Source organism: Streptomyces sp. R33, assembly GCF_041200175.1.
Taxonomy (GTDB): Bacteria; Actinomycetota; Actinomycetes; order Streptomycetales; family Streptomycetaceae; genus Streptomyces; species Streptomyces katrae_B.
Map to the genome: position 1 here is coordinate 7825787 of NZ_CP165727.1, position 26475 is coordinate 7852261.

A 26475-nucleotide genomic window follows, 5' to 3' on the forward strand; every position below is an offset into this window, starting at 1 on the left:
GGTCGGCCCGCCATCGGTTCCGGCAGGCGCGAAGGAGTGTTCGTGAGCATCGGTGAAATAGCCGCGGTGCTGCGGCGCCGCTGGTACGTGATGGTGCCCCTCACGCTGATCGGACTCCTCGCGGGGCTGCACCTGTACCGGTCGGTGCCCGTGGCGTACCAGTCGCAGAGTTCGGTGGCGCTGCTCGACTCCACGGCGGTGGCCGAACTGGCCCCCGCCTTCGGCAACCCCATCTCGAACGCGGGCGGTTCCCTGGTCGTGACCGCGGACGTGCTGATCAGGACCCTGTCAGGGGCAGACGCGGCGCGCGACCTGCACGGTCTCGGCGTGACCGACCCCTACACGGTCGGCTTCGCCGCGAACACCTCGGGCCCGATGCTCACCCTGACTGTCACCGGCACCGACCGGGCTAAGGTGCTCAAGGAGACCAGTACGCTCACCACCTTCGCCGGCGAGCAGCTCAACGCGCTCCAGGCGGCGGCCAAGGTGCAGCCCGCGTACTTCGTGCAGACGGCCCCGGTGGTGCTGCCGCAGACCCCCAAACCCCAGCTCAAGAGCCGCTACCAGCAGGTGCTGGGCGTGGTCATCGCCTGCGTCACCGCCGGCTTCACGCTGTCCTTCGTGACGGAGACCCTGCTCGTGGCCCGCCGCCGCAGGCGCGAGGCCGCCGCCGCGCCCGGCGCACCCCGGGCGCGCGTCCGCAGGAGGCTTCGGGGCCGGCACCCGGACGCCGCCGCGCTGCTCAGCGGCTACCTGGGGCTGGCCTTCTTCATCCCGTCGAACCTGACCCTGCCCGGCCTGGGCGGTGTGGGCACACCGGCCAACGTGTTCGCGCTCCTGGGTCTGTTCTGGTACCTCGCGACCTGGCTGACCGGCCGGATCCGGCCGGCCGCGGGCACCCGGCTGCCCCGGGTCGTGATGTGGCTGCTGGCCGTCTCGGTGCTGGCCTCGTACCTCGCGAACGCCGGCCGCGGCAGCTCGCACAAGGAGGTGCTGGGGGCGGACCGCGGCCTGATCGGGCTGCTCGTCTGGGTGTCGATCGTGGTGCTGGTCTCCGCCGGCATCCAGGACCGGGCCCGTCTCGACGTCCTGCTGCGGCGGGCCGTGGTGATGGGATCGGTGGTCGCCGCCATCGGCTACTACGACTTCTTCACCGCGACGAACATCGCCGAACACATCAGCATCCCGGGCCTCCACTCGAGCGTCGCGCAGATCACCACCCTGGACCGCGGGGCGTTCACCAGGCCGCGCTCCACCACCGCGCAGCCGCTGGAGTTCGGCGGCATGCTCGCCCTGCTGCTGCCCTTCGCCGTACAGCAGGCCTTCGACCCCGTCCGCAGCCACCTCAGCCGCTGGCGGCGCTGGGGTCCCGTGGCCCTGATGGGCGGCGCACTGCCGCTGACCGTGTCGCGGACGTCCATCATCGGCGCGCTCATCGTCGTGCTGGTGATGGTGCCGCGCTGGAAGCCGCAGCGGCGCTGGACCGCGATCGGCCTCCTGCTGGGCTCGGTGGCCTGCTTCAAGGTCCTCGTCCCCGGACTGATCGGCACGATCACCACGCTCTTCGGGTCCTTCCTGTCGAACTCCGACAGCAGCACCCAGGCCCGCACCGTCAAGTACAGCGCGATCGTCCCCTACTTGGAGGAACGTCCGCTGTTCGGGCGGGGCCTGGGGACCTTCACGCCGGACCTCTACTTCTTCACCGACAACCAGTACATGCTGACCCTGGCCGAGATGGGCCTGCTGGGCCTCCTCGCGCTCCTGGCGCTGTTCTTCACCGGCATCCACCAGGGCGGAGCCATCCGCCGCCTCGCCGCCGACGAGTCCGACCGGGAGCTCGGCCAGGCGTTCTTCGCCTCGGCCCTCGTCGCCCTGGTCAGCAGCGCCACCTTCGACGCCCTCAGCTTCCCGATGTTCGCCGGGATGTTCTTCCTGACGATCGCCGCCGGAGGCAGTTACCTCGGCTTCATCCGGCGCAGCGCGCCGAAGCCCCGAACCGTGGAGTCCCCATGTCCTCCCGCCGCGATCCCGGCCCGCCGGCCCGATCTCACGCAGCCGGTCCCGTAGCCGTCCTCGTCGTCACCTGGAACAGTGCCCGCGTGCTCCCCGAGTTCCTGGCCTCCCTGCCGGCGGGCCTGGCCGGGCTCGACTGGCGCCTGGTCGTCGCCGACAACGACTCGGCCGACGACACCGTCGAGCTGGTCCGATCGCTGGCCCCGGACGCGACCGTCGTCCAGACCGGCCGCAACGCCGGGTACGCGGCGGGCGTGAACGCCGCCCTGGCGGCCGCCGCCGCACAGGAGGGCGGCTTCAGCGCCGCCCTCGTGTGCAATCCCGACATCCGAATGCGGCGGGGCTGCGCCGCACTCCTCGTCGACGCGCTCGACGCACCCCTGTCCGGCGGCCGCCGCGTCGGGATCAGCGTCCCGCTGCTGTACGAGGAGGACGGCACCCTCCAGCACTCGCTGCGCCGGGAGTCCCGTGTGACGCGCGCCCTGGGGGAGGCGGTGATCGGCAACCGGCGGGCCGGGCGCTTCCCGCGGTGGAGCGAGCTGGTCACCGACCCGGCCGCGTACGAGCGGGCCACCGTCGCCGACTGGGCGACCGGCGCCCTCATGGCGCTCTCCCGGGACTGCCTGGACGCCTGCGGGGCCTGGGACGAATCCTTCTTCCTGTACTCGGAGGAGACCGAGTACTGCCTGCGGGCCGGGGACCGAGGCTTCGCCACCCGCCTCGAACCCGCGGCCTCCGCCGTCCACCTGGGCGGGGACTCGCAGGTCTCGCCCCGCCTGTGGACCCTGCTGACCCTCAACCGCGTACGGCTCTACGGCCGCCGGCACGGGCCGGCGGCCACCGCCGCCTTCCGCGGGGCCGTACTGCTGCGCGAGACCTCGCGGGCCGCGCTCGGCCGGCCGGCCAACCGGGCGGCGGCGCGGGCGCTGGCCAGCCCGTCCGCGCTGCGCGCCACGCCCGGGCCCTGAACGAGGCCGCCGCCTCACCCGGTGGGCGTCTGCCCGTCCCAGGCCGTGTAGAAGCTCTCCGGGTTGACCAGGTAGCGGACGGTGGGCCGCGGCACGTGGCGGACCTCGTGACGGCGCGCGTAGCGGCGTACGAGCTCCCAGTCCTCGCGCGGCAGCACCTCGGGCGTGCGCCGCAGCCGGCTGAAGTACAGGGACCGGGTGCGGCGCGCCACGAAGGCGTTGGTGTCGAGGAAGGCCTCGTGGGCGGCGCGGCGCCGGTCGAACGGCACGGACAGCACGTCGCGTTCGGAGCCGTCGGGCAGCACCCGGCGCAGGGCGGTGTACACGGCGTCGGGGCCGCCGGGCGGCTCGAGCACCGCGAGGGCCTGCTCCAGGTGGTCGGGCTCCCACAGGTTGTCGTCGTCCAGGAAGGCCACGTACCGCGAGAGGGTCAGCCGTATCCCCACGTTGCGCACGACTCCGGCGGTGGCCGTGTTGCGGGCCAGCGACACCGCGAACAGCCGCGGATCCGGCGGAAGTTCGGGCAGTCCCGCACCGTCGTCGACGACGATGACCACCTGGTCGGCCACGGTCTGCCCCAGGGCCGAGCGGACCGCCGCGCGCAGCGCCTCGGGGCGCCGGTGGGTGGCGATCACGGTGGCCACGAGCGCGGTGGGCGCACTGCCCAGGACTGCGGCGAGCCGGGTGGTCTCGGCGTCCTCGAGACGGCGCAGCCGCACGGCGGAGGGGGCGAGCAGGACCTTGTTCCTGGCCTCGAAGAGCACCAGCCAGCCGAAGGCCCGTTTCAGCAGCTCCCAGGGAGCCCGGGCGATGCGGTGCATGATGTCCTCTCGATCGTCGGGAAGCAGGGTGTTCAGGAGGTGGGTTCGGGGACCACGGGCCGGCCGTCGGCCGTGCGGTTGCCGTGCCACACGTTCCCGGCCCCGCCCGCGTTCCAGGCGGCGACCAGCCCGTAGGCGCCCCCGTTGGGGTGGTATTGGGCGGAGAACACGTTGTCCGTGACCTGGATGCCGGTGGCCCCGGGCCCGCCGCCGTACAGCGCGTACGCCCCGCCGGCCAGCCAGTTGCCGTCCACGACCACGGAGGAGACGCTGCCCGTGTCCGCGAAGAGTCCGATGGCCGCGCTGGCGCCCTGCTCCACGGGGACGGGGTTCAGCAGGGTGTTGTGGCGGATGGTGAGGCGGCCCTTGTTGCCGCCGCCGCTGATGACGGCGTCGGTGTGCTGCCACTCGCCGCCCTGGTTGCGGAAGGGCACGATGTCGTGCACGTAGTTGTCGTGCAGCTCGCCCTGGCCCATCGAGAGGGCGTTGCCGAACACGGAGATGTCGCACCATCCGACCTCGATCGAGCTGCCGCCCATGTTGGAGACCGCGTAGTCGACGCCGCCGTTGTCGGGACCCTTGCCCGGTACGGCGGTGATGGTGGTGTGCAGGACCCGCAGGCCGCTGTAGCCGGGGCGGAGGTTGATCCCCCACCAGTTCGCCGAGGTGATCCGGCTGTCGATGATCGTGACGTCGTTGGCGTAGACGTCCAGGGAACCGCGGATGTCCCAGCCCTTGATGACCGTGCCGTCGGTCTTGACGGACATGTTCCCCGTGTCGTGCCGCTCCAGCGCGATCCGCGGGCCGGTGGTGCGGGCGTCGGGGAATCCGCAGGCGCCGGGCGAGGAGCAGGGGCCGCCGGGCCGCGGGCTCGTACCCGGCGAGGGCGTGGCCGAGGGCGGCGCCGTACTGGCGGAAGGGCTCGGACCGCCCGATGCCGACGGGTCTGCGGAGGGCGGGCCCGACGGAGTGGACTCGTGCGGGGGAGTGGCGCCGTGGCACCGGAGGGCGCTGTCCGGGCACGGCCCCGCCGGGGGTTCGCTCACCCCGGTCCGGTCGGCGTCGTACAGCGCCAGTACGACGGCCAGGACGAGCCCGGCCAGCAGCCAGGCCACGAGGCGCCTGCGGTCGCGTGCCACCGCGGCTACCCCGCTGCCTGCGGGGCGCCGCGCAGGAAGCCGAGGCTCGGCAGGATGCACAGGGCGTAGCAGAGGCTGCCCGCGGCCGCGGTCGCGAGGAGCGCGAGGACGCCGTCACCGAGGAGCCGCTCCAGGCCGAGGACCACGGCGGCCATCACCGCGCCGCCGAGGAAGGGCCAGGAGCAGGCCCGGGCCACGGTGCGCAAGGTCACGCCGCCGCGGTGCAGCGCGAAGAGGAACACCGGTACCACGACGGCGCCCGCGACCAGGACGTGTCCCTGGGCCACGCCCACGATCCCGCCGGCGCCGGCGCCGATCACGAGGGCCGGGATCAGGATGACGAGCCAGAGCCCCTGGACGCCGATGAGCGAGCGGCGCCGGCCGATGGCGACCAGGCAGTCGTAGGCCAGTTCGCAGCCGATCCGGACCATGCCGAGCGCCATCAGCCAGGGCAGCGCGGCGGCCGCGGGCAGCCAGCGGTCGCCGTAGACGAGCCCGACGATCGGCCCGGCCAGGGCGGCCAGCAGGACGCAGAGCGGGACGGTGCCGGTCATCACCACCCCCAGGGCGCGGCCGAATCCGCCGGCCAGCGCCCCCGGTGAGTCGGCGAGCCGGGAGAACCCGGCGAAGGAGACGCGGCGGGCCGCCTCGGAGATGATCCGCACGGGCCAGCCGGAGATGTTGAACGCGAGCACGTAGAAGCCGAGGGCCAGCTGGTCCAGGGCGGAGCCGACCACCATGGTGTCCACGTTGACGACGCCGAGGGCGAGCATGCTGGCCCCGGCGAGCGGCAGCCCGAAGCGGAGCAGCGCCCGCGCCTGCTCCCGGTCCCAGCCGAACTTCAGGGTGCCCGGCGCGGCGAGGCAGCAGCCGACGAGGGCGGCGGCGTTGCCGGCCACGGAGCCCCAGGCGAAGCTCATCGCGCCCCAGCCCTCGACGGCCAGAAGCAGGGTCACCCCCGTGCTGAGGACGAAGTTGACGGCGTCGATGGCCATCCGCTTGCCCTGCGCGAACTCCCGGGTCAGGAACCCGGCGGGCACCTGCGACAGCCCGTCGAGGACCACGCACACGCACATCACCCGCAGGATCCCGGAGGCCTCGGGCGAGCCGAGCACCCGGGCCACCGCCGGGGCGGCCGTGAACAGCACGGCGTACAGCAGGCAGCTGGAGGTGGCGCTCAGGGTGAGCACGGTCGGGGCGAAGCGGCGCGGGTCGCCCTCCCAGCGCACGATGGCGAGGGAGACGCCGAGCTCGTTCGCGGAGAGCAGGACCAGCAGCACCGTCTGGGCTATCCCGTACACGCCCCACGCCTCGGGACCGAGGAAGAAGCGGGCGAGGATGATGCCGGTGACGAAGTTGCCGAGGCGCATGACCACGGTGTTGACCAGGCTCCACCGGGCGGCGGACCCGACTTTGCGCCCCAGTGACGGTGTGTCGGCCGGGGCGGCCCGGACACCGGTGTCGGTCCCCGTCACGGCGACGATCCGGCGGATGCCCGGGCCGTACGGGAGGCGCTCGCGCCGGAGTCCGCGGCGTCGGGCACTGCCTCGGATCCGGTGCCCTCGAGCGCGGCGGCCTCGGCCGGTCCGGGCCGGTGCCGGCCCGGCTTGCCCGACCTGCGGCGCCGGGCCTCCACGAAGAAGGTGGCCACCAGGCTGAGGACGAAGCCCAGTGCGCCCGCCATGATCAGGTACTGGAGCCGGGTCTTGGTCTGCGCCTCCGGGTTCTGGGGCGGGACGATCGTCGCCATGCGGATCATGGCCTCCGCCGTCACCGACTGCTGGGCCTGGAACTCCTGCAGCCGCTTTTCGGCGTAGGCGGTGAAGACCTGGTCCGACTTCAGGACGGCGTTCGGATCGGTGCCGGTGACGCTCAGCCACATGAAGGGCCCCTGGGCGTTGTCGGCGATCTTCGCCTCGTACTCCCCGGTGACGCCTTGGGACTTGAGGTCGGCCCGGGAGTCGTCGGAGTTGAGGTTGCGGGCCAGGCCGTCGGCCATGCCGGTGAGCGAGGCCTGGGTGCTCAGGAAGGGGTTGCCGTCGAAGGCCACCGTGGCCTTCTTCGAGTTCAGGAGGGTCACCGTGCTCTGTGACCGGTACTCCACCGGGACCAGCACGTACACGCCGGTGACGAGCGCGGCCGTGAGCAGCAGTCCGGGCAGCAGCACGTACCACCGCCTGCACATGACCCGCCAGATCTCCGCGAGATCCATGGTCTTCCCCCTCGCGGCGGCGTCGTGTCCTCCACGCGCCGCCGCTCTTTCATCTGTGTGATTACGGTTCTTGCGTTCTTGCGTCTTGAGGTCCTGCGTTCCTGCGGTGTGGCCGAGTCGACCTCTTCGCCGGCCCGGACGGGCGCTACGGCGCCAGGTCGGTGGGCCGCAGCCGGTTCCCCGCCGTCCCGCCGTCCAGCAGGACCGCGGCGATGCGCTCGCTCGCGCGGCCGTCCCAGAGCTCGGGGCACCGCGCCGCGGGCGGCTCGTCGAGCACCCGGTTCACCGTGGCCGTGATGCGCCCCGGGTCGGTGCCCGCCAGTAGGTTGGTGCCCTCCTCGACGGTGATCGGCCGCTCGGTGTTCTCCCGCAGCGTCACGCAGGGCACACCGAGGGCGGTGGTCTCCTCCTGGACGCCCCCGGAGTCGGTGAGCACCACCCGGGCGGCGTCCTGCAGGGCGATGAAGTCGAGGTATCCGGCCGCCGGGACCATCCGGATCCCGCCGGGGACGCCGATCTCCTCCAGCCGCTGCGCCGCCCGAGGGTGCACGGGCAGTAGCAGCGGACAGCGGTCGGCGATCTCGCCCAGTGCCTTCAGCAGGCCGCGCAGCGCCCCGGGGTCGTCCACGTTGGCCGGCCGGTGCAGGGTGACCAGGCCGTACCCGCCCCGGGTGAGCCCGTACCGGTCCAGGACGTCCGAGGCGCTGGCCCGGTCCAGGTTGGCGAACAGGGTGTCGATCATGACGTTGCCGACGACGTGGATCTGGTCCTCCCGGTACCCCTCCGACCGCAGGTTCGCGGCCGCATCGGGGGAAGGAGCCAGCAGGTAGTCGCTGACGCGGTCGGTGGCGACCCGGTTGACCTCCTCCGGCATGCCCCAGTCCCGGCTGCGCAGTCCGGCCTCCACATGGGCCAGCAGCGGGCCGGCCTTCGCGGTGACCAGGGCGCAGGCCAGTGTGGAGTTGATGTCGCCGACCACCACGACGACGTCCGGGGCCAGTTCGTCGACCAGCGGCTCGAAGGCCGCCATCACCCGGCCGGTCTGCTGGGCGTGGGTGCCGGACCCGGCGCCCAGGTAGCGGTCGGGGGAACGGATGCCGAGGTCGCGGAAGAACACGTCGTTCATGGACTCGTCGTAGTGCTGCCCGGTGTGGACGAGGATCACCTCGGCGCCGCGGCGCTCCAGCGCGTCCATCACCGGTTTGATCTTCATGTAGTTGGGCCGTGCTCCGGCCACGCAGATGATCCTGGGCATGGTGTCAGAGCACCTCCACGGCGGGACCGGAGACCCGGTTGCGGCAGTCCAGTACGAAGGAGGCGTGCTCGGTGATCATCGCGTAGTCGAAGGAGTCGTGGTCGGTGAGCAGGACGACCACGTCGGCGGAGGCCAGCTCCTTGCGGGTCGGCTCGACCCGCACGAGGCGGGCGTCGACCTTGAGGCCCTCCACCACGTGGGGGTCGGCCGCGCGCACCTTGGCGCCCATGTCGAGCAGCAGCTGGGAGATGCGTACCGCCGGCGACTCCCGTGCGTCGCCGGTGTTCTTCTTGTACGCCAGCCCCAGCAGCAGGATCCGGGAGCCGTTGACGGAGCGGCGCTTGGCGTTGAGCGCGTCGATGACGCGGCGCGCCACGTACTCGGGCATGTGGCTGTTGATGTCGTTGGCCAGCTCGACGAAGCGGAAGTTCTGGCCGAGTTCTCGCTGTACCCGCCAGGACAGGTACGACGGGTCGATCGGCAGGCAGTGTCCGCCGACCCCGGGGCCCGGGGTGAACTTCATGAAGCCGAACGGCTTGCTGGACGCCGCCTCGATGGCCTGCCACACGTCGATGTCGAGGTGGCGGGCGAACATGGCTATCTCGTTGACCAGGGCGATGTTCACGTGCCGGAAGGTGTTCTCCAGCAGCTTCGCCAGCTCGGCCTCCTTGGGCGAGCGCACCGGCACCGTCTTGTCGACGAGACCTCCGTAGAAGGCCTCGACCGCCTTGAGCGAGGCGGCGTCCACACCGGAGACGACCTTGGGCGTCTGCTGGAAGCCCCAGACGGTGTTGCCGGGGTCGATCCGCTCCGGGCTGTAGCCGAGGTGGAAGTCGGCTCCGGCGGTGAGGCCGGATCCGTCCTCCAGGATCGGGCCGAACAGCTCCTCGGTGGTGCCCGGGTAGGTGGTGGACTCCAGGACGACGGTCGCGCCGGGCCGCAGGAAGCGGGCCAGGGTGTGCGCCGACTCCTCGATGTAGCGCAGGTCGGGGGCGCCGTCCTGTAACGGGGTCGGGACGGTGACGACCGCGATGTCGAAACCGCCGCAGTCGCGGGCGAGTTCACTGGGCTGGTAGGCGCCGCGCTCCAGCGCCCGGGTCAGCCGTTCGGAGGAGACGTCCTCCACGTACGACTCGCCGGCTGCGAGGCTCTTGACCCGCCGGGCGTCCACGTCGTAACCGACCACCTGGTGTCCGACCTCGGCGGCCCTGATGGCCAGCGGGAGGCCTACGTATCCCTGTCCCACGACGACGACGCGCATCAGTGACTCCTGTTCGCGGAACCGGCAGACGGTATGGCAGACGGTGTACGGCGGATGAGTTCCCGGGCCGTCATGAGGAGGAAGGCGGTGTTGGTGGTGAGGTAGCGCTTGCCGAGGCGGCGCGGCTCCTGCAGGGCCCGGTAGAACCACTCGAGGCCCATGCGCTGCCAGACCGCGGGAGCCCGCTTGGTGATGCCGGCCAGGATGTCGAAGGAGCCTCCGACGCCGTGCACCACGTGGGCGCCGGTGCGCTTGCCGTACCCGGCGGTGAAGATCTCCTTCTTGGGCGAGGTCATGCCGAGGAACAGCAGCCGGGCGCCGCTCTCCGCGACGGCGTCGGCGACCTCGGCCTGGTCGGCGTCGTCGAAGTAGCCGTTGCGGCTCCCGGCCACGCGCAGCGCCGGGAAGCGCTCGGCGATCCGGCCGAGCATCAGGTCCAGTACGTCCTGCCGGGCGCCGAGCAGGTAGACGGGGACGTCCGCGGTCTCGGCGGCGGCCAGCAGCCGCATGAACAGGTCGATTCCCGCGACCCGTTCGGGCAGCCTGACGCCGAGGACGCGGCCGGCCCACACCACCGCCTGGCCGTCGGCCAGGACGAGGTCGCAGCCCGAGACCGCCGCCGCGAGGCGCGGGTCTCGGCGCATGTTGACCAGCTTGGCGGCGTTGACCATGCCGATCTCGATCTGCTCGCCGCGCTTCACCGCGTCGAGGCAGCGACGTACGGTCTCGTCCATGGTCAGGGCGTCGAGCCTGACCCCGAAGAGGGTCGGTCGGGACGGTCGGTGAGCAGTCATCTGTGCAACCCCCCGAGCCAGGCGTGGAGCAGCCAGCCGAACTCGTACGGCCTGCACTCGCGGTCGATCACGACGGGGCGGAAGATCCGGTCGAGCGGAGCCAGCCGCGCGTGCGGGGCCACCTTCGTGGTGACTCCGCGGGCGGCGCGGACGGCCTTGGCCGGGTCGCCGCGGTACACCTTGCGCCAGGTGACCCCGTACTTCTCGAGGATCATGGGCTCGCGCGGGGTGCCGTCGGGCCCGCTGATCTCGGGCACCTCCGTCATCCAGCGCAGGCCCCGGCGGATGGCGGCGCCGAAATCGGTGCCCCCGGCGTCGGCGAGGTCGAAGAGGGCGGTCGGGGCCATGGCGTGCTGGTGCACGCTGTAGACGGGGTATCCCTCCACCACATCGCCCGTGCGGGCGTCGTAGTGCCACCACCACTGTCCGCCGTCCCCCTGGAGTGCGCAGATCCGGGCGGCGCAGGCCTCGGCGGCCGCGAGGGCCTCCGGATCCGGGCCGCTCGCGTGCAGCCGGGCCAGCGCCTGCAGCGGATACGTCTGATCGGCGAAGCAGGCGACGTGGGAACGGTATCCGGGGACCAGCCCCGGCCCGGTGGCGTGCGGGAACAGCGGACTGCCCACCGCCCGGGCCGCCAGCAGCCGGTCGCGGGCGACCGCCAGGCGGTGCTCCACGTCCGCCGAGGTGCGGGCCGCGGCGAGGGCGGAGAGCACCCATGCCGCCTCGACGGTGTACTGCGGCCGCCCGGGGATGTCCAGCGCGGCCACCCGCGCCAAGGCGTCCGCGAGCTTCGGGTGGCCGGTCTCGGCGGCGGCCCAGGCGATGAGCGCCGCGTCCCCGAGGTTCGTCACCACGGGCAGCCGCTCCACCAGCAGTCCCGCGTACTCCTCGACGCTGTGTCCGCCGAACAGGGCGCGCTGCCGCTCCTCGGGCAGGAACCGTGCCCCCAGCGCGGTGATGGCCGCGTACCGGGTACTGGTTCCGCGCCCCTCCATCCGGCGGACGCCGTCGGAGGTGACCGTCCCCGCCCGGGTGAACACGAAGGTGTCGGAGCCCGGCAGGTACATGTCGGGCAGTCCCGCCTCGGCCAGCGCGAGCAGCCGCTCGGCGAGCGCGTGCAGCGACGGGTCCTCGTGGGCCAGTGCTTCTAATCGTGCTGCTCGTGCTGCTCGTGCCGCGGTCACCGGGTCCCCACCCCGGTTCCCTGTGTGCTGCGCGCACCTCGTATGTCCGAGCTGTACGGCTCCAACACACCTACCCCCTCTGATCGCTCCTCGGACAGACCTGGCGGTCGTCGTTCCGCGGAGGGGACTGCGCATGACGGCGCACGTGCCGGCGGTGTGATTCCCCCGTTGGCACGGACCGTCCGGGGCCGCCCACTGGATCCCCCCAGCGATGCCCCGGACCGGAGCACGCGCGAACGGCAGCGTCGGGCGGGCGCGATGATGCGCCGTCCGTCACCTGGTCCGCGATGCCCTCGTCGTGTACAACCCCCCACTGAACAAAGCCTGTTGCCTGCTCAGATCCCGTGTACAGGGACAAGGTATGCCCAAGGGTGTTCGTTGATTGCGGTTTTGAGGAAATGCCGCTGACCTAAATTGCCGACGTACCGTCAGGTCCGTTCGACCAGCGTTTCGTCCTTCTCCTCGTGCAGCGCACCGGTGCGCGGGCACTCCCACACGCCCGGTTCGCCCGCGCGCTCCACCAGGCGGACCCCGGCCCGCCCCACCCAGCCGATGCGGCGGGCCGGCACCCCTGCGACCAGTGCGAAGTCCGGTACGTCCCGGGACACCACGGCGCCGGCCGCGACCAGCGCCCAGCGACCGATGCGCACCCCGGCCACACACACGGAACGGGCCCCCAGGGAGGCCCCTTCGGCGACCACGACACCGGCGGCCTCCCAGTCGCCGCCGCGCTTCTGCCGGCCGTCGGGGTCGACGGCCCGCGGATAGAAATCGTTGGTGAGCACGGCGGCCGGGCCGATGAACACCCCGTCGCCGAGTTCGGCGGGCTCGTAGACGAGCGCGTAGTTCTGCAGCTTCACGTTGTCGCCGATCCGCACGCCGGGGCCCACGTACGCCCCCCGCCCCACGATGCAGGCGCGCCCGAGCCGCGCGTCCTCCCGTACCTGGGCCAGGTCCCAGATCGTGGTTCCGTCCCCGAGTTCGGCCGTCTCGTCGACCTGGGAGGAGGGTTGAATGCGGACACTCACGCGGCGGTCCCCTTACGGCTGGAGGTACTGACGTAAGGGGGGAGCATATGCGCCGTGCGTGCGGCCCACCGGGAGATCAACGGACTGTTCACGCAGTGGACTTGGGGTTCCCGCCCGGGTGGTGGACGACGAGGGTGCCGTACGCGGACAGGGCTGTGGCCGGGTCGCCGGCGGTGTGGCGCAGGGTGCTGTCGAGGAAGGCGAGGCTCGCGGCGGCGGTGATGCGTGGGCCCGCTGTGCGGTCCAGGGAGCCGACGAGCGAGGGGAGGGGCGGCAGGTAGAGGGGCGCGTCCGTGAAGGTGAGGTGTGCGGCCCCGGGGACGGTGAGGCGGTAGCTCGTGGCGGTGCCGAGGTCGAGGACACGGGTGAGGCGTGGGAGGTAATCCGGGTCGGTGTCCGGGCCGATGGCCTGGGTGAGTGCGAGCACCGGCTGGGGGAAGGGCTGCGGCGCCGGGTCGTGGGGAGCGCCGTCCAGGTCGATGACGGCGGCGAACCGGGGGTCCTGGCGGGCCGCCTGCAGGGCCGCGGCCCCGCCGAGGGAGTGGCCGGCTGCGACGACGCGGCCGGTGTCGAGGTGTCCGGTGAGCGGGCCGGCCATCTCGCCGCTGTCGATGCGGCCCAGCTGGGTGCGTACGAAGCTGAGGTCCGCGGCGCGGACCGCCGTCCAGCCGGCCGCCCGCTTCTCGTCCTCCGCGTCGTCGCCGGTCGCCGAGACCTTCGTACGGATCGTGCGGCCCTCGGTGAGTACGACGCCTGCGGAGTCGTAGGGGTGGTCGAGGCCGACGACGACGTAGCCGTGGCCGGCCAGTTCCTCTGCCCAGGCCGTGTTCTGCGTACGGACCCCGCCCAGGCCCGGGGAGAACAGCACGACGGGGAACCGTTCTCCGCCGCCGGCCACGGGTGCGTCGAACGTCGCATGCGTGTGGGCGCGCGGGAGGCCGTCCAGCAGGATTCGGGGGAGACCGGCGTAGTCCGCGAGGGCGTCGGAGACGACGCGCGCCTCGTGTGCGGTGCGTCCGAGGTACTGGGCGCGGCCGGTGCCCGCGGTGTCCTTCCCGGCCGGGTACCAGAACTGGGCGACGACCGTACGCCGGTCCTCGGGTGCGGCGGTGGCGGTCTCGGGGCGCTCGGGGTCGGTCAGCTCCAGCACGGTGGTGCCGACCGCGAACGGTCCGGACGGCTCGGGGAACGCCGGGGTGGGCAGGGCCCAGGCCGCTGCCGGGCCCGCGGCGATCAGCGCGAGGCACACCACCGACCCCGGGAGCGCGAGCCACCACGGAGCCCTGCGCGCCGCCCGCCCGGTACGCCCTCGCAGCAGCGGCGACAGGGCGAAGGGGAGGGCGACCGCCGCGCCGGCCAGCACCGGCACCATCTGCCAGCGCAGCCCGATCACGCCGAGCACCGCCCCGGCCGCCACGACGACCGCCGAAGCGGCGACGGTGACCGGTCTCCGGAGCCGGGGCGGCAGCCACCGCGCCAGGACCAGCACGACTGCTCCCAGCACCAGGAGGGCCTCCCAGGGGGACATCTGGACGTATGCACTCATCGCTTTCACGTCGCCATCGTCGAGGCGCTCGGGCTTCGTGGCGTCACCCTCGGGTCGGGTCGGTCCTGCGACCTGAGTCGCATCGAGTGCTCTCCGGAATTTCTCTTGTCATATGCCTGTCGTGTTGCGCGTATCCGTGCATATGGTGTGGCTCCGGACCATCCCGGGCACACGGCCCTCCCGCACTCCCCACGGGAGGGCCGTAGCGCGGCACGTCACCAGGCCCCGCCCGGTCCCTGTGGACCGTCAGGCACATGTACTCCGCGAATCGCGCCGCCCGCGTGGGCCCGCGTGGTCGCGTCTTCCGGCCCTGGAGCCCTGACCTGGCGTACGGTCGGGGGCTGCCTCACCCTGGGCCGGTCCGGGTTCGTGTCGGCCGGGGGATACTGCGTACCCCGATCGTCTACAGTTCCGTAGACGGGCTCTCACCCCTTCACCGCACGGGAGTTGTTCCCCATGGCAGCCGCTCTCTCAGGCGCCACGCCGCCGCCGCGGCCGCGGATCGCCTCCTGATGAAGACCGGCCAGGCGCCGTCGCCCACCCGTTGGGCCTTGGCCTCAGTGCTGTGCGCCGCACTGTTCGCACTGCTCACCGCCCTGGTCGTGGCCCGGCACGGCACACCGTTCGCCCTCGACGAGAGCTGGCACCGGTGGTCGGTGCAGCACCGCTCCTCCTTCCCGGTGGCCCTTGCACGCGGCATCACGGCAACCGGCAGCGGTCCCCTCCCGTACGCATGCGCCGTCGCCGCCGGGCTCATCGCGGGCCGGGGTTCCCGCGGCCGGGTGATGACTGCCGCGGGCGCGCTCGGTTTTCTGGTGCTCGTCCAGGCCGTGCGCCACGCCGTCCTGTACGGCGTGGCGCGGCCGCGTCCGCCCGTCGCCGACTGGGCTGCGCTCGCCGCGTGGTCCGCCTTCCCCTCGGGCCACGCCACCACCTCGGTGATCGTGGCCGGGCTGCTGGCCTGGGCCGCATGGCGTACGGCGACTCCGGCCACCGCCCGGTTCTGCTGGGTCCTGGCGGCCTGCTGGGCGGTCTCCGTCGGCCTGTCCCGGATCTACCTCGGCGTGCACTGGCCCACGGACGTGCTCGGCGGCTGGCTCTACGCCCTGATGTGGCTGACCGCCGCAAAGGCCTTGGCCGCGGCGAACCGTATGTGACATCAGGCTGTCTGGATGGTCTTCTGGATGCGGCGCACCGCGCGGCACCTGAAGAGTTCTTCACCTGGACCGGCGGGATGCTGATCGTCGTCGCGGCGGGCGTCCTCGCGTACGGGCTCCACGACCTCCAGGAGGCCGGCTTCCTCCCCGGTCTGCACACCCGCGCCTTCGACATCAGCGCCACCGTCCCGGCCGACAGCTGGTACGGGACCCTCCTCAAGGGCGTGTTCAACTTCCAGCCCGACCCGACCGTGCTCCAGGTGGTCGTCTGGGGCCTCTACCTCGTCCCCGCGATGGTCTTCTTCCTGGCACCCCGGCGCCGTTCCACCACGGCCGACAGCCCGGCCCGCTCCACCACGGCCGACTGAACCGGCACAAACTGATGTGCGCATCCGGCGTCAGGTTGACAGGCTGAGATCATGGACGACCTGACCACCACACCCATCAGCGCGGAACTCCTGCGCGGCGCCCACGACCTGGAGCGCACCGAGCACGGTCTGCTCCCGCACCGGCTGCCGGCCCGGGCCCGCGCGCAGTGCACCGACGGGCAGCTGGCCATGGCGGAGGCCCAGCCCTCCGGCGTACGGCTGGTGTTCCGCACCCGGGCCACCGTCGCCGAGCTGGACACGCTCCGCACGAAGACGGCCTACGCGGGCGCACCGCCCCGCCCCGATGGCGTGTACGACCTCCTGGTCGACGGCCGCCTGGCCGGGCAGTCCGGTGTGACCGGCGGCAACGTCCTCATGGTCGACATGACCACCGGGACCGCGGAGACCCGCCCCGGGCCGGTCGGCACCGTACGGTTCACCGGTCTGCCCGACCGGCCGAAGGACGTCGAGATCTGGCTGCCGTACAACGAGATCACCGAGCTCGTCGCCCTGCGCACGGACGCCCCCGTCGAGCCCGTACCCCGGGGGAGCCGCAGGGTGTGGCTGCACCACGGCAGTTCGATCAGCCACGGCTCGGACGCCGCGAGCCCCTCCACGACCTGGCCGGCACTGGCCGCCTCACTCGGCGGTGTGGAGCTGGTCAACCTCGGGCTGGGCGGCAGCGCCCTGCTGGATCCGTTCACCGCCCGGGCGATGCGGGACACCCCCGCGGACCTGATCAGCGTCAAGATCGGCCTCAACCTGGTCAACATGGACCTGATGCGTCTGCGCGCGTTCACCCCGGCGGTGCACGGCTTCCTCGACACCGTCCGCGAGGGGCATCCCACCACGCCGCTGCTGGTCGTCTCGCCCATCCTGTGCCCCATCCACGAGGACACCCCCGGCCCCACCGCCCCGGACTTCAGCACCCTCAGCGCCGGGAGGCTCCAGTTCCGGGCCGCGGGCGACCCCGCCGAGCGGGCCACCGGGAAGCTGACGCTCAACGTCATCCGCGAGGAGCTGGCCCGCATCGTGGAACAACGGGCGGCCGACGACCCCCACCTGCACTACGCCGACGGCCGCGAGCTCTACGGCGAGGCGGACTTCGCCGACCTCCCGCTCCCCGACCAACTCCACCCGGACGCCGCCACCCACCGCCGCATGGGCGACCGCTTCGCCGAACTGGCCTTCGGCACCGGCGGCCCTTTCACCGCCCGCAGCGACTGAGCCACCGCATCGCGCGCACTCTCCTGCGCCCGGCGCCCGACTCCGTGGTCGAGCGCATGCGCGCCGCCGTTGCGGCCGGTGCCCAGACCCGTGAGGCGAACTCGATCTGGAGGCATCGCCGGACCGAGTGCCCCGAGTCCGGAGTCGGAGCCCCGCTCCGGTCCTCTCGGCGCCCCAACGCCGAGAGGACCGGTCCTGCGGCCGTGCGTCAGGGGGACGGGCTGACCTGGACCGTGGTCAGGGCGCCCCCGGAAGCCTCCTTCACCACGGCGATCCGGGTCCCGGTGTCCGGTACCTTCACGCCCACCTGCGGCAGGTCGGCGTTCCAGTAGCCGCCCCGCCGGTCGTCGAAGACCGGGACACCCGGCCGCGCCGGAACGAGCACCGGTACGCCCGCCTTGTGCAGCACGATCTCGTCGCTCGGGCGCGTCGAGAACGTCGCGTCGAAGGTCTGCGCCCGCGCATTGAGCAGCGTTCCGTCGGCGTGGCGCAGCGGCTCCGGTCGCGCGTCGACGGGGAGCAGCATCCCCGCGCCCGGGTGCGCCTTCGTGGTGTTGTCGCTGTACGCCGTGTCCCACAGCCAGATGAGCACGCCCTGCTGGTACGGGTAGAACTCCACCGAGTCGTCCCCGGCGCCGAAGTTGTACGGACCGGTCTTGAGGTAGGCCCCGTACCCGGTGTAGCGCCGGTTCTCGACCAGGTACGCGCGCGGGTGCTCCGCGGTGCCCGTACGGCCCTGCGTACGGGACCACTTCAGCGCGTTCCAGCCGTTCGCGCCCTGCTCGGCGCCGTCGCGCAGCACCTCCCGCTCACCCGCCGTGATCCGGATGTCGTCGAACGTGACGCCCTTGCCGTGCGTGTTGCCGTCCGAGGTCACCCGGAGGCGCAGCTGGACGCTGCGCCCGGCCAACCCGTCCAGGGGCACGGCGAGTTCGGCCCAGCCGCCCGAGGTGCCGGAGATCCCCTTCGCCGGGATCGCCGCGCCGCCGATGGTGCCCGGCAGCGGCGACCAGCTGGTGCCGCCGTCCGTCGAGGCCTCCACGGTCAGGAAGTCGAAGTCCTGCTCGATGTCGTACCAGACCCGGGCGTCGAGCCGGGCCGGCCGCCCCGCGCCCGAGAGGTCGACCGTGCGGGTCAGGGTGTTGTCCATGAAGTCGCCGGTGCCGCTCCACCACTGGCTGGCGCCCTCGTACGGGTCGGCCAGATCGGTGCGGGTCACCGACGGCGGCAGATGCACCAACAACGCCTGCGGGTCCTCGGTGTTGTACCCGGATACCCCGAGCACGGCGCGCGTCTTGCGGCCCGCGTCGGCCTCGGTGTACTCGAGCCAGCCCAGTTGCAGTTTGCTCCAGGGGTCGAGGTCGCCGGGGTAGTCGCCGGTGGTGTTCCGGCCCTTGCCCAGGTAGGAGGCCGAGGACATCAACGACCAGAAGTTGACGCTGTTGTCCCCGTCGGAGCTGTACAGGTCGGGCAGCCCGAGGTCGTGCCCGAACTCGTGGGCGAACAGGCCGACCCCGCTGTTCTCGCCGCCGGTCAGGTAGTCGCCGGCCCAGATGCCGGAGTCGCCGACCGGGGTGCCGCCCGCCTTGTTGTCCGCAGGACCCGCGCTGCCGGCCTGGTCCCAGTACGCGAACCAGCGGTGCGCCCACACGGCGTCCTTGCCCTGGTCACCGCCGCCCCAGGTCTGGTCCTTGCCCCCGTGGACGACGACGAGGTGGTCGAGATAGCCGTCCGGCTCGTCGAAGTTGCCGTCGTGGTCGGCGTCGTAGCGGTCCCATACGTCGTACTCGGCCAGCTGGGCCTTGATCTGCTCCGGGGTACGGCCCTTGGCGCGCTCGGTGTGGTACCAGGCGTTGGTGGCGTCGCGCACGAGGTCCCAGTTGGTGCGGCACTGGCCGGGCTCGGAGCAGTTGTCGGTCCCGTACCGGGCTTCGTTCCACGGCAGCCGTACCCAGTCGCTGACCTGGCCGTCCATGTCGTAGCGGCCGGAGGACTGCAGCCGGTAGTAGTTGCGGAGGGTGACGGCGCCGGGGTCGGTGCCGAAGAACTGCTGCTGGTAGTACGCCTGGCTGAAGTCCTTGCGCCACAGGGTGTGGTTGTCGCTCTTCGCCGGCTTGCCGATGGTGTTGTGGCGGGGACCGGGCGTGCCGCCGAAGCGCGGCTTGCCCTCGAACTCGGTGGTCGTGTCCACCTGATCGCCGAACTCGGCGAGGATCACGAATACCTTGTCCTTGCGCTCCTGGGCGAGTTCGACGTACCGCTTGCCGACCGCGGCCCGGCGGGGGAGCGTGCCGTCCGCCTCCGCCGCGGTGGCGCCGGAGGCGACGCCCTCGAGCGCCTGACGGCGCAGGCTCTGGCGCTGGAGCTCCAGCGGTGCGGGCGGCGGGGCGGGAGAGAGTTCGGGGGCCGGCCGCGCCGCGGCGGGCGGCGGGGCGGGCGCGGCGAGCGCGGGGGTGGCGAGGAGGGCGAGGGATATCGCCGCTACCACCGCGGGGAGTCTGCGCAACGTGGCTGACCTTTCGGTGAGTTCGGTCGAAGCGCAGGTAATATTTCACATGTCACAGGTGACGGCTAGGGTGCCGTGAGCCGCGTCTCACCCGGGCGCTGCGGCTTGTCTATGCAACGAGTTGCATAGAAGGATCGGGGGTATGGCGCTCGAACACGCGATCCTCGTCTCGCTGCTGGAGAAGCCGGGTTCAGGCTATGAGCTGGCCCGGCGCTTCGAGCGGTCCATCGGCTATTTCTGGACCGCCACCCATCAGCAGATCTACCGCGTCCTCAAGCGCATGGAGACCGACGGCCTGCTCGCCGTCCGTGAGGTGGCGCAGCAGGGCCGGCCGGACAAGAAGGAGTACTCCGTCGCCGGCCCCGGCCGCGCCGCCCTCTCCCGGTGGCTGCACGAGCCGATCGAACCCGAGAGCCTCCGGCACGACCTCGCCGTGAAGATCCGCGGAGCGGCCTTCGACGACCCGGCCGCACTCGTCCACGAGGTCGAGCGCCACCGCCAGGTCCACCGGGACCGGCTCGCCCACTACCTCGCCGGGGAACTGCGCGACTTCACCGGGCCCGAGGCCCCCGCACCACCCGACGCCGGCCAGGAACTCCAGCACGTCGTGCTCCGCGGCGGCATCGCGTACGAACGCATGACGATCGCCTGGCTCGACGACGTGCTCGCCACCGTCCACCGGCTCGCCGCGCCCCGCCCGCGCAGCTGAACCGTCCCCCCCCCGCGCCCGGAACCAGCACCCTTCACCCCTCGACCCGACCCTCGGAAGGCGGACCTCCATGGCCGACGCCCTGCTGTTCAACCCGCGCACCTACGACCCGCAGCACTTCGACCCCGAGACCCGCAGGCTGCTGCGCGCCACCGTCGACTGGTTCGAGGAGCGCGGCAAGCGCAAGCTGATCGAGGACTACCGCACCCGCGCCTGGCTGGGCGACTTCCTCGCCTTCTCCGCCAAGGAAGGCCTGTTCGCCACCTTCCTCACCCCGGCCTCCGCTGCCGAGGGCCACGCCGACAAGCGCTGGGACACCGCCCGGATCGCCGCCCTCAACGAGATCTTCGGGTTCTACGGCCTCGACTACTGGTACGCGTGGCAGGTGACCATCCTCGGCCTCGGCCCCGTCTGGCAGAGCGACAACGCCGCCGCCCGCGCCCGCGCCGCCGAACTCCTCTCCCAGGGCGAGGTCTCCGCCTTCGGCCTGTCGGAGAAGGCGCACGGCGCCGACATCTACTCCACCGACATGCTGCTGGAGCCCGACGGCAACGGCGGATTCCGGGCCACCGGCTCCAAGTACTACATCGGCAACGGCAACGCAGCCGCTCTCGTCTCCGTCTTCGGCCGCCGCACCGACGTCGAGGGCCCGGACGGTTACGTCTTCTTCGCCGCCGACAGCCGCCACCCGGCCTACCACCTGGTGAAGAACGTCGTCGACTCCTCCAAGTACGTCAGCGAGTTCCGCCTCGAGGACTACCCGGTCGGCCCGGAGGACGTCCTGCACACCGGCCGCGCCGCCTTCGACGCCGCCCTCAACACCGTCAACGTCGGCAAGTTCAACCTCTGCACCGCCTCGATCGGCATCTGCGAGCACGCGATGTACGAGGCCGTCACCCACGCGCAGAACCGCATCCTGTACGGCCGCCCCGTCACGGCCTTCCCGCACGTGCGCCGCGAGCTGACCGACGCGTACGTCCGTCTCGTCGGGATGAAGCTGTTCAGCGACCGCGCCGTCGACTACTTCCGCACCGCGGGCCCCGACGACCGCCGCTACCTCCTCTTCAACCCGATGACGAAGATGAAGGTGACCACGGAGGGCGAGAAGGTCATCGACCTGATGTGGGACGTCATCGCCGCCAAGGGCTTCGAGAAGGACAACTACTTCGCCCAGGCCGCCGTCGAGATCCGCGGGCTGCCCAAGCTGGAGGGCACGGTCCACGTCAACCTCGCGCTGATCCTCAAGTTCATGCGCAACCACCTGCTGGACCCCGCCGAGTACGCGCCCGTCCCGACCCGCCTCGACGCGGCCGACGACGACTTCCTCTTCCGGCAGGGCCCGGCCCGAGGCCTCGGCTCCGTACGCTTCCACGACTGGCGCCCCGCCTTCGACGCGTACGCGGCCCTGCCCAACGTCGCCCGCTTCCGCGAGCAGGCGGACGCGCTGTGCACGTTCGTTACCACCGCGGCCCCCGACGAGGAGCAGAGCCGCGACCTGGACCTCCTGCTCGCCGTCGGCCAGCTCTTCGCGCTGGTCGTCCACGGCCAGCTGATCCTGGAGCAGGCGCAGCTGACCGGCCTGGACGAGGACGTGCTGGACGAGCTGTTCGCAGTCCTCGTACGCGACTTCTCCGCGCACTCCGTCGAGCTGCACGGCAAGGACTCCGCCACCGAGGAGCAGCAGAGCTGGGCCATGGGCGCGATCCGGCGTCCGGTCATCGATGCAGCCCGCTCCGCCCGGGTGTGGGACCGTGTCGAGGCGCTGTCCGGGGCGTACGAGATGGCCCCGTAACGACGGCAACACAGCGGCCGCTCCGGCCCACCACCGCGTCGCCCGCGCGGTGGTGGGCCGAGCGGTCACCTCGGGTGGCCGACCCCGGCCCGGGAACGCGGCCCGGCCCGTAGCGTGGTGGCATGACCACGAAGCCGACCCGTGCGAGGGGACCGAAGGTGCCGCCCTCCTACCCGCCCAGGACGCCTCCGCCGCAGAAGAAGCCCGTGGAGGCCCCGCGCCCCCGGCCCGCCACGAGGCCGTCGGCCCGGACGCCCACCCGCGGAGCCCGGGCACGGGGCGGCGCCGGGACCTCGTAGGGTGGCCGGATGGCGATCACACCACCGGAGAAGGACGGCACCCGGCTGCTGTACGGATGCATGGCGCTCGGCGGCAGCTGGGACACCGATACGTACGGCCCCGCCGACGTCGATGAGGCGGAGGCGGCGATCGCGGCGGCGCTGGACAGCGGAATCGACACCTTCGACCATGCCGACATCTACCGGCGCGGCAAGGCGGAGGCCGTCTTCGGAGAGGTCATCGCCCGCACCCCCGGCCTCCGCGAGCGGATCGTGCTCCAGACGAAGTGCGGGATCCGGCTGGCGGACGGCGACCTCCCGGGCATGTACGACCTGCGCGGCCCCTCCGTCGTGCGGCGCGTCGAGGAGAGCCTCGGCCGCCTGCGCACCGACGTCATCGACGTGCTGCTCCTGCACCGGCCCGACCCGCTGGCCGCCCCGGAGGACATCGCGGCGGCCCTCACCTCGCTGCGGGACCAAGGACTGGTCCGCCGGTTCGGCGTCTCGAACATGAACGCCGCGCAGATCGCCGCCCTGCAGCGGCACCTGGAGTTCCCGCTGGTCGCCAACCAGTTGGAGATGAGCCTGGACCGGCGGGACTGGCTCGAGGGCGGGGTCCTCGTCAACACGGCCGCGGCGGCGGGGAACGGCTTCCCGGCCGGGACGCTCGAGTACTGCCATGAGAACGGTGTCCGCGTCCAGGCCTGGGGCGCGCTGGCGCAGGGCCGGTTCACCGGCCGGCAGGAGAGCCCCGAGGAGCATGCAACGGCCCGCCTCCTGCGGTCGCTGGCCGACTCCAAGGGCACGACGCCGGAGACGGTACTGCTGTGGTGGCTGCAGCGGCATCCCGCACGGGTGGCCCCCGTCGTGGGCAGCGGCCGCCCCGAGCGGATCCGGGCCTGCCGCGACGCCGCGCTGCGCGAACCGGACCTCACGCACGAGGAGTGGTACGAGCTGTGGATCGCCGCCCGCGGAGCCCCGCTGCCGTAGCGGGGCCGCCCGGCGGGTCGGCGGTGTGAGGGTGTCGGTGTCAGGGTGCGGCGGTCAGATGCTCCACGACCAGGTCTGGTCCGCGCTGACCACCCAGGCGAGGACGACGAGGTCGGCGACGCCCAGGGCGAGACCGAGCCGGGCGCGCCCGGGACGGCTCGTACCGCGGTGCAGGGCGAGGGCGGCGAGGACGATCGCGGTCGGCCCGAGGAACAGGTTCATCGCGAGGAGACCGATCAGGCCGAACACGAACGAGGCCACCGCCATCCCGTCGGCCTGACGGACGACGGGCGCGGGGTACGCGGTACCGCGGGTATTCATGATCGTCCTTCCTGTCGGCCGGCCGGTCGGTGGCGCCGGGTGGTCCGCTCGCGCACCGCGAAGACCAGCAGCCAGCAGGCGATCGCGGCGGTGGCGGCGAGGGATATGTCGATGGGCACATGGGCCACGGTTCCCAGGACGACCCCCATCAGCATGAGGGCCGCTATCAGGAAGAGCATCGTGCTACCTCCATCGTGCTCACTCCAAAAAATAGGAGACAGTTGTGCACTGACTGCTCAGTCTAAATGCAAGCCGCGGAATCAGGGAATCGGGGGTTGACTTTTCGTCATGAGTGAGACCATCGGGGCACGGCAGGCCCAACGGCACAAAACCCGCAGGGCCTTGCTGGACGCAGCCCTGTCGCTGCTGGAGGAGCAGGGCCTCGGCAGCCTCGGCCTGCGGGAGGTGACCCGCGTCGCGGGAGTCACCCCGACGGCCTTCTACCGGCACTTCCGCGACACAGAAGAGCTGGGCATCGCGCTGGTGGACGAGGCGTTGCAGAGCCTGCACGGCACCGTCCGCTCGACCCTCACCGCCTCCGGCGACGCGGAGCAGCGGATCGACACCACCGTGGGCCTGATGGCCGAACTCGTACGGGAGTACCCCGGGCACATCCGGTTCATCGTGCGGGAACGGCACGGCGGCGTGCGCAGGGTGCGCGAGGCGGTGGCGGGCCAGCTCGACGCGTTCGCCGACGAGGTGGCCGAACGCCTGGGCGCCGATCCGCTGAGTGCGGGCTGGAGCGCGGACGACCTGCTCATGCTGGCACGCCTGTACGTCGACCACATGGTGATGACGGTTTCCGCCTACCTGGCCGCCGGCCCGGAGGGCGAGGAGTGGGCGGCGGTCACGCGTACCGCCCGTCGCCAACTCCGGCTGATCCACACGGGGCGGCTGAACTGGACCCCCGAACGGCTCCGGCAGCCGTCGTCCGATCACGATTGATCACGATGCCCGAGGGGGACGTGGAAGCTCGCGGGCGCCCAAGTATCCTCAGCCGGACGGACTTTGGCTGACCACCAGCGAGTCGGGACAGGGGCGGATATGTGGGGGCGGGGGACGGTCCTCGGGGACCGGTACACACTGGCCGAGCGGATCGGCGGCGGTGGCATGGGGGAGGTCTGGCGTGCCGACGACGACGTGCTCAGACGGCAGGTCGCCGTGAAGGTCCTGCTTCCCGCGCTGCTCGACGACGTCTCGTTCGCGGCGCGGTTCCGCCGCGAGGCCACGGTCCTCGCCTCGCTCAGCCACCCGGGCATCGTCGACGTGCACGACTATGGCGAGAGCCGGATCGAATCCGGTGAGCAGGTCGCGTACATCGTCATGGACCTCGTCGAGGGGCGGACGCTGCACGAGGTCCGCGCGCAGTCCGGGCCCCTCCCCGTCGAGCAGGCACTCGACATCGCAGGGCAGGCCCTCGATGCACTCCACGCCGCGCACCTGCAGGGTGTCACGCACCGCGACATCAAGCCGTCGAACCTGATGCTCGGCGAGGACGGCCGGGTGACGGTCACCGACTTCGGCATCGCCCGTTCCAGCGCGGCCAGCACCGGGATCACCGACTCGCACGCGGTGCTCGGGACGGCGCTGTACATGGCTCCCGAGCAGGCGGAGGGGCTCGGCGCCATCGCCGCGTCCGACCTGTACTCCATGGGCGTGGTGTGCTTCGAACTGCTCACCGGGGAACCGCCGTTCACGGGCGAATCGGTCGTCGAGATCGCGCTCAAGCACATCAGGGAGCCGGTTCCGGACCTCCCTGCCGAATTCCCCGAGCCGGTACGCGCCTTCGTCGCCAGGGCACTGGCCAAGCGGCCCGAGGAGCGCTACGCCGACGCCTCGGTGATGGCTGCGGCGGCGCGGCGCGCGGCGGCCGGTCGGCCGCTGGGTGAGCTCGACGCACCGGCGGGACCGGTCGTCGCGGGGACCGCCCCGGCCGCGGGGGCCGGCGCCGAGCTGCGGCGGTCGTGGCGGGACCGGCTGCGCATCCCCGCGTCCGTCTCCGCGCCGCTCGCGATCGGGTTCAGTGTGACGATCACGGTCTCGGTGGCCGTCACCGTCTTCTACATCGACCCCGGTGCGCGGCAGAGCGATGCGAGCGGGCCCGGGCAGCACCCCTCCACCTCCGTGTCCGCGCCGGCATCCGGCAGCGGGAGCCAGAGCCCCGGCGCGTCCCCCTCGGGGAGCGCGGCGGCCGGCACGCCCGATGCCTCGCCCCCGCCGCCCGGCGAGAACCCGGGCGCGCAGGGCGGTGGTGGGGCCGCCGCCGCGGGCGGCGTGGGCGGCGCGGCGCCGGTCCCGAACCCCCAGCCGGCCGCAGGCGGATCCGGCAACGGCGGGAGCCAGGCCGGCTCGGGGCCGGGCGGCGGCGCCGGGGGAGGGGGCACACCCGGAGGCGGAGGCTCGACCCCCGGAGGATCGGCCAACGGCGGGTCCAATCCGCCGCAGGGCTGCGGCGGATCGAGCTGGGGCGCCATCACCAACGTGGGCGACGGGCTCAAGATCGGCTTCAGCGGCTCCGCCCCGCAGGGAAACGCCAAGGTCATCATGGGGGGCACCACCGCATTCGGCTGGCTCCACGAAAAGAGCAACTACGACAGCTTCAAGACGTGCGGCTCGAACGGCATCGCGATGGCGCGGGCGCTCACGCAGTTCAACGAAACCGTTCGCGTCGAGCTCGCCGGCCCGTTCGCCGGAGACGTGTGGTGGAACCTGGAGAAAGCCCCCGCGGCGGGCGCGTACTTCATCAAGGACATCTCGTTCCAGGGCGGGTGCCTCACGGACAACGGCGCCGGCAACCAGCTGACGGTGGTCGACTGCTCCGGGAGCAAAGCCCAGCAGTGGCGGATTCCGTAGCGGCCGCTGCGCAGGGCTCCTGAAAGGCTCAGCGCGCCGACCCGGGGCCGGGC

At 72.3% G+C, this 26475-nt stretch carries 22 protein-coding genes and 1 pseudogene; 10 read left to right on the forward strand and 13 right to left on the reverse strand.

Going from position 1 to position 26475, the window contains the following annotated elements:
- Positions 1–42: 42 nt before the first annotated feature.
- Positions 43–2067 carry an O-antigen ligase family protein gene (locus AB5J51_RS35900; protein WP_369779619.1) on the forward strand — a complete coding sequence of 675 codons (2025 nt, stop codon included), beginning with the start codon at positions 43–45 and terminating at the stop codon, positions 2065–2067.
- A complete protein-coding gene (locus tag AB5J51_RS35905) occupies positions 2010–2981 on the forward strand; it encodes a glycosyltransferase (protein ID WP_053787442.1) in 972 nt (323 codons plus the stop codon). The genes AB5J51_RS35900 and AB5J51_RS35905 overlap by 58 nt, the downstream gene beginning before the upstream one ends.
- 14 nt (positions 2982–2995) lie before the next feature.
- On the opposite strand, the gene AB5J51_RS35910 is transcribed toward AB5J51_RS35905, so the two are convergent.
- The 10 genes from AB5J51_RS35910 to AB5J51_RS35955 all read right to left on the reverse strand — a co-directional run bounded on the left by AB5J51_RS35910 (position 2996) and on the right by AB5J51_RS35955 (position 14221).
- On the reverse strand, positions 2996–3802 hold the full coding sequence (locus AB5J51_RS35910; RefSeq protein WP_369779620.1) for a glycosyltransferase family 2 protein: 807 nt from the start codon (positions 3800–3802) through the stop codon (positions 2996–2998).
- Between the two features lie 32 nt (positions 3803–3834).
- A complete protein-coding gene (locus tag AB5J51_RS35915) occupies positions 3835–4941 on the reverse strand; it encodes a hypothetical protein (RefSeq protein ID WP_369779621.1) in 1107 nt (368 codons plus the stop codon).
- A 5-nt stretch (positions 4942–4946) separates the two neighbouring features.
- Positions 4947–6416 carry an oligosaccharide flippase family protein gene (locus AB5J51_RS35920; RefSeq protein ID WP_243879153.1) on the reverse strand — a complete coding sequence of 490 codons (1470 nt, stop codon included), beginning with the start codon at positions 6414–6416 and terminating at the stop codon, positions 4947–4949.
- Positions 6413–7153, reverse strand: coding sequence for a chain length determinant protein (locus AB5J51_RS35925; RefSeq protein ID WP_369779622.1), 741 nt, complete (start codon positions 7151–7153; stop codon positions 6413–6415). The genes AB5J51_RS35920 and AB5J51_RS35925 overlap by 4 nt, the downstream gene beginning before the upstream one ends.
- Before the next feature lie 145 nt (positions 7154–7298).
- A complete protein-coding gene (gene wecB / locus AB5J51_RS35930) occupies positions 7299–8408 on the reverse strand; it encodes a non-hydrolyzing UDP-N-acetylglucosamine 2-epimerase (protein WP_369779623.1) in 1110 nt (369 codons plus the stop codon).
- 4 nt (positions 8409–8412) lie between these two features.
- Positions 8413–9669, reverse strand: a complete 1257-nt coding sequence (locus AB5J51_RS35935; protein WP_053787438.1) for a nucleotide sugar dehydrogenase — start codon at positions 9667–9669, stop codon at positions 8413–8415.
- The gene (locus tag AB5J51_RS35940) at positions 9669–10463 is read right to left on the reverse strand and encodes a WecB/TagA/CpsF family glycosyltransferase (protein WP_133899090.1); all 795 of its coding nucleotides are present in this window, start codon (positions 10461–10463) and stop codon (positions 9669–9671) included. Before AB5J51_RS35940 ends, AB5J51_RS35935 begins: the two co-directional genes overlap by 1 nt.
- Positions 10460–11647 (reverse strand): hypothetical protein, encoded by a 1188-nt coding sequence (locus AB5J51_RS35945; RefSeq protein WP_369779624.1) that lies wholly within the window; start codon positions 11645–11647, stop codon positions 10460–10462. Before AB5J51_RS35945 ends, AB5J51_RS35940 begins: the two co-directional genes overlap by 4 nt.
- 428 nt (positions 11648–12075) lie before the next feature.
- Positions 12076–12675 carry an acyltransferase gene (locus AB5J51_RS35950; protein WP_053787435.1) on the reverse strand — a complete coding sequence of 200 codons (600 nt, stop codon included), beginning with the start codon at positions 12673–12675 and terminating at the stop codon, positions 12076–12078.
- A gap of 88 nt (positions 12676–12763) precedes the next feature.
- Entirely contained in the window at positions 12764–14221 is a 1458-nt protein-coding gene (locus AB5J51_RS35955) for an alpha/beta hydrolase family protein (protein WP_369780370.1), read from the reverse strand.
- 560 nt (positions 14222–14781) lie between these two features.
- On the opposite strand from AB5J51_RS35955, the gene AB5J51_RS35960 reads away from it, so the two are divergent.
- The 3 genes and pseudogenes from AB5J51_RS35960 to AB5J51_RS35970 all read left to right on the forward strand — a co-directional run bounded on the left by AB5J51_RS35960 (position 14782) and on the right by AB5J51_RS35970 (position 16973).
- Positions 14782–15378: a phosphatase PAP2 family protein gene (locus AB5J51_RS35960; RefSeq protein ID WP_369780371.1), complete on the forward strand. Its 597-nt coding sequence runs from the start codon at positions 14782–14784 to the stop codon at positions 15376–15378.
- Between the two features lie 53 nt (positions 15379–15431).
- Positions 15432–15746: pseudogene (locus AB5J51_RS35965) on the forward strand (FTR1 family protein); the annotation flags it as partial.
- A gap of 51 nt (positions 15747–15797) precedes the next feature.
- Positions 15798–16973 (forward strand): GDSL-type esterase/lipase family protein, encoded by a 1176-nt coding sequence (locus AB5J51_RS35970; RefSeq protein ID WP_369779625.1) that lies wholly within the window; start codon positions 15798–15800, stop codon positions 16971–16973.
- 208 nt (positions 16974–17181) lie between these two features.
- Here the strand turns inward: AB5J51_RS35970 and AB5J51_RS35975 are convergent, their stop codons facing one another.
- On the reverse strand, positions 17182–19461 hold the full coding sequence (locus AB5J51_RS35975; protein ID WP_369779626.1) for an immune inhibitor A domain-containing protein: 2280 nt from the start codon (positions 19459–19461) through the stop codon (positions 17182–17184).
- A 160-nt stretch (positions 19462–19621) separates the two neighbouring features.
- Between AB5J51_RS35975 and AB5J51_RS35980 the strand changes: the two genes are divergently transcribed.
- The 3 genes from AB5J51_RS35980 (at position 19622) to AB5J51_RS35990 (ending at position 23248) form a co-directional block, all read left to right on the forward strand.
- Positions 19622–20188: a PadR family transcriptional regulator gene (locus AB5J51_RS35980; protein WP_053787430.1), complete on the forward strand. Its 567-nt coding sequence runs from the start codon at positions 19622–19624 to the stop codon at positions 20186–20188.
- Positions 20189–20258: 70 nt separating this feature from the next.
- Positions 20259–21980, forward strand: a complete 1722-nt coding sequence (locus AB5J51_RS35985) for an acyl-CoA dehydrogenase family protein (RefSeq protein ID WP_053787429.1) — start codon at positions 20259–20261, stop codon at positions 21978–21980.
- Positions 21981–22288: 308 nt separating this feature from the next.
- Positions 22289–23248, forward strand: coding sequence for an aldo/keto reductase family oxidoreductase (locus AB5J51_RS35990; protein ID WP_369779627.1), 960 nt, complete (start codon positions 22289–22291; stop codon positions 23246–23248).
- A gap of 54 nt (positions 23249–23302) precedes the next feature.
- On the opposite strand, the gene AB5J51_RS35995 is transcribed toward AB5J51_RS35990, so the two are convergent.
- Both AB5J51_RS35995 and AB5J51_RS36000 read right to left on the reverse strand, forming a co-directional pair.
- Positions 23303–23569: a hypothetical protein gene (locus tag AB5J51_RS35995; RefSeq protein WP_053787428.1), complete on the reverse strand. Its 267-nt coding sequence runs from the start codon at positions 23567–23569 to the stop codon at positions 23303–23305.
- Positions 23566–23748, reverse strand: a complete 183-nt coding sequence (locus tag AB5J51_RS36000; RefSeq protein WP_053787427.1) for a hypothetical protein — start codon at positions 23746–23748, stop codon at positions 23566–23568. Before AB5J51_RS36000 ends, AB5J51_RS35995 begins: the two co-directional genes overlap by 4 nt.
- 109 nt (positions 23749–23857) lie before the next feature.
- Between AB5J51_RS36000 and AB5J51_RS36005 the strand changes: the two genes are divergently transcribed.
- Both AB5J51_RS36005 and AB5J51_RS36010 read left to right on the forward strand, forming a co-directional pair.
- Positions 23858–24514, forward strand: coding sequence for a TetR family transcriptional regulator (locus AB5J51_RS36005; protein ID WP_133899098.1), 657 nt, complete (start codon positions 23858–23860; stop codon positions 24512–24514).
- Between the two features lie 99 nt (positions 24515–24613).
- A complete protein-coding gene (locus tag AB5J51_RS36010; protein ID WP_369779628.1) occupies positions 24614–26422 on the forward strand; it encodes a protein kinase in 1809 nt (602 codons plus the stop codon).
- Positions 26423–26475 lie beyond the last annotated feature (53 nt).